Source organism: Acinetobacter sp. YH12252 (assembly GCF_013417365.1).
Lineage (GTDB): Bacteria > Pseudomonadota > Gammaproteobacteria > Pseudomonadales > Moraxellaceae > Acinetobacter > Acinetobacter towneri.
The window spans coordinates 1-2354 of sequence record NZ_VPEA01000036.1 but is presented as its reverse complement, the minus strand read 5'-3'; the positions used below and the strand labels follow the sequence as shown (position 1 = coordinate 2354).

Here is a 2354-nt window from a genome sequence, read left to right as displayed (position 1 = left end):
GCCCGTGGCACATGGATGAAACCTACGTGAAGGTCAATGGCCGCTGGGCGTATCTGTACCGGGCCGTCGACAGCCGGGGCCGCACTGTCGATTTTTATCTCTCCTCCCGTCGTAACAGCAAAGCTGCATACCGGTTTCTGGGTAAAATCCTCAACAACGTGAAGAAGTGGCAGATCCCGCGATTCATCAACACGGATAAAGCGCCCGCCTATGGTCGCGCGCTTGCTCTGCTCAAACGCGAAGGCCGGTGCCCGTCTGACGTTGAACACCGACAGATTAAGTACCGGAACAACGTGATTGAATGCGATCATGGCAAACTGAAACGGATAATCGGCGCCACGCTGGGATTTAAATCCATGAAGACGGCTTACGCCACCATCAAAGGTATTGAGGTGATGCGTGCACTACGCAAAGGCCAGGCCTCAGCATTTTATTATGGTGATCCCCTGGGCGAAATGCGCCTGGTAAGCAGAGTTTTTGAAATGTAAGGCCTTTGAATAAGACAAAAGGCTGCCTCATCGCTAACTTTGCAACAGTGCCATTTTAAGCGTTATGCTAAGCCCAGGAAGCCGCAGGATCTTTTGAACCACAACTGCATTAACGTCCGCTATTCTGATACGAGTGGATTGTACGCCTGGGAATTCGAGAAAGATGCTCAGAAATTCAGTCTGAAAGTCAAAGGGCAATATATTGCGAACAGCACGATTCATCAGCTCGATGCAGCATTAGACGGGCTGGGGATTGCCTATATTCCCGAGTATGTTGCAGATGGATATATCAAAAGCGGCAAGCTGATTGCTGTTCTGACCGAGTGGTGTCCATATTTTGACGGCTACCATATTTATTATCCTCACCGCCGACAGGATTCTCCTGCGTTTATGGCTTTTCTGCAAGTTTTGCGTGACAGGTACAATAATGGAATAAGATAAATTTATGAGTAAAGGATTATGTCCACGATAAGCACCTGGGTCGATTCCTGGGAGGCGGCCATGAGGGTAGGGAAGCGCCGTCCCGTCAAGTCAGCGTAATGCTCTGCCAGTGTTACAACCAATTAACCAATTCTGATTAGAAAAACTCATCGAGCATCAAATGAAACTGCAATTTATTCATATCAGGATTATCAATACCATATTTTTGAAAAAGCCGTTTCTGTAATGAAGGAGAAAACTCACCGAGGCAGTTCCATAGGATGGCAAGATCCTGGTATCGGTCTGCGATTCCGACTCGTCCAACATCAATACAACCTATTAATTTCCCCTCGTCAAAAATAAGGTTATCAAGTGAGAAATCACCATGAGTGACGACTGAATCCGGTGAGAATGGCAAAAGCTTATGCATTTCTTTCCAGACTTGTTCAACAGGCCAGCCATTACGCTCGTCATCAAAATCACTCGCATCAACCAAACCGTTATTCATTCGTGATTGCGCCTGAGCGAGACGAAATGCGCGATCGCTGTTAAAAGGACAATTACAAACAGGAATCGAATGCAACCGGCGCAGGAACGCTGCCAGCGCATCAACAATATTTTCACCTGAATCAGGATATTCTTCTAATACCTGGAATGCTGTTTTCCCGGGGATCGCAGTGGTGAGTAACCATGCATCATCAGGAGTACGGATAAAATGCTTGATGGTCGGAAGAGGCATAAATGCCGTCAGCCAGTTTAGTCTGACCATCTCATCTGTAACATCATTGGCAACGCTACCTTTGCCATGTTTCAGAAACAACTCTGGCGCATCGGGCTTCCCATACAATCGATAGATTGTCGCACCTGATTGCCCGACATTATCGCGAGCCCATCTATACCCATATAAATCAGCATCCAGGTTGGAATTTAATCGCGGCCTCGAGCAAGACGTTTCCCGTTGAATATGGCTCATAACACCCCTTGTATTACTGTTTATGTAAGCAGACAGTTTTATTGTTCATGATGATATATTTTTATCGGCACTGTTGCAAATAGTCGGTGGTGATAAACTTATCATCCCCTTTTGCTGATGGAGCTGCACATGAACCCATTCAAAGGCCGGCATTTTCAGCGTGACATCATTCTGTGGGCCGTACGCTGGTACTGCAAATACGGCATCAGTTACCGTGAGCTGCAGGAGATGCTGGCTGAACGCGGAGTGAATGTCGATCACTCCACGATTTACCGCTGGGTTCAGCGTTATGCGCCTGAAATGGAAAAACGGCTGCGCTGGTACTGGCGTAACCCTTCCGATCTTTGCCCGTGGCACATGGATGAAACCTACGTGAAGGTCAATGGCCGCTGGGCGTATCTGTACCGGGCCGTCGACAGCCGGGGCCGCACTGTCGATTTTTATCTCTCCTCCCGTCGTAACAGCAAAGCTGC

Annotated in this window: 3 protein-coding genes and 1 pseudogene; 3 read left to right on the top strand and 1 reads right to left on the bottom strand. The window is 48.0% G+C overall.

Translation table 11 applies throughout. The features are described from left to right. Both FTV28_RS13390 and FTV28_RS13385 read left to right on the top strand, forming a co-directional pair. Positions 1-488 (top strand): IS6-like element IS26 family transposase (locus FTV28_RS13390; protein WP_032067477.1); only part of this gene is annotated, 488 nt, incomplete at its 5' end. Positions 489-527: 39 nt separating this feature from the next. Continuing rightward, a complete protein-coding gene (locus tag FTV28_RS13385) occupies positions 528-929 on the top strand; it encodes a LysR substrate-binding domain-containing protein (RefSeq protein WP_001183556.1) in 402 nt (133 codons plus the stop codon). A gap of 136 nt (positions 930-1065) precedes the next feature. On the opposite strand, the gene FTV28_RS13380 is transcribed toward FTV28_RS13385, so the two are convergent. Further along, a complete protein-coding gene (locus FTV28_RS13380; protein ID WP_000018323.1) occupies positions 1066-1881 on the bottom strand; it encodes an APH(3')-I family aminoglycoside O-phosphotransferase in 816 nt (271 codons plus the stop codon). Between the two features lie 129 nt (positions 1882-2010). Between FTV28_RS13380 and FTV28_RS13375 the strand changes: the two are divergent. Further along, positions 2011-2354: pseudogene (locus tag FTV28_RS13375) on the top strand (IS6-like element IS26 family transposase); the annotation flags it as partial.

Coding starts and splice junctions, on each gene's coding strand:
- FTV28_RS13380 (WP_000018323.1), bottom strand. CDS start 1,881: ATGAGCCATATTCAACGGGAAACGTCTTGCTCGAGGCCGCGATTAAAT.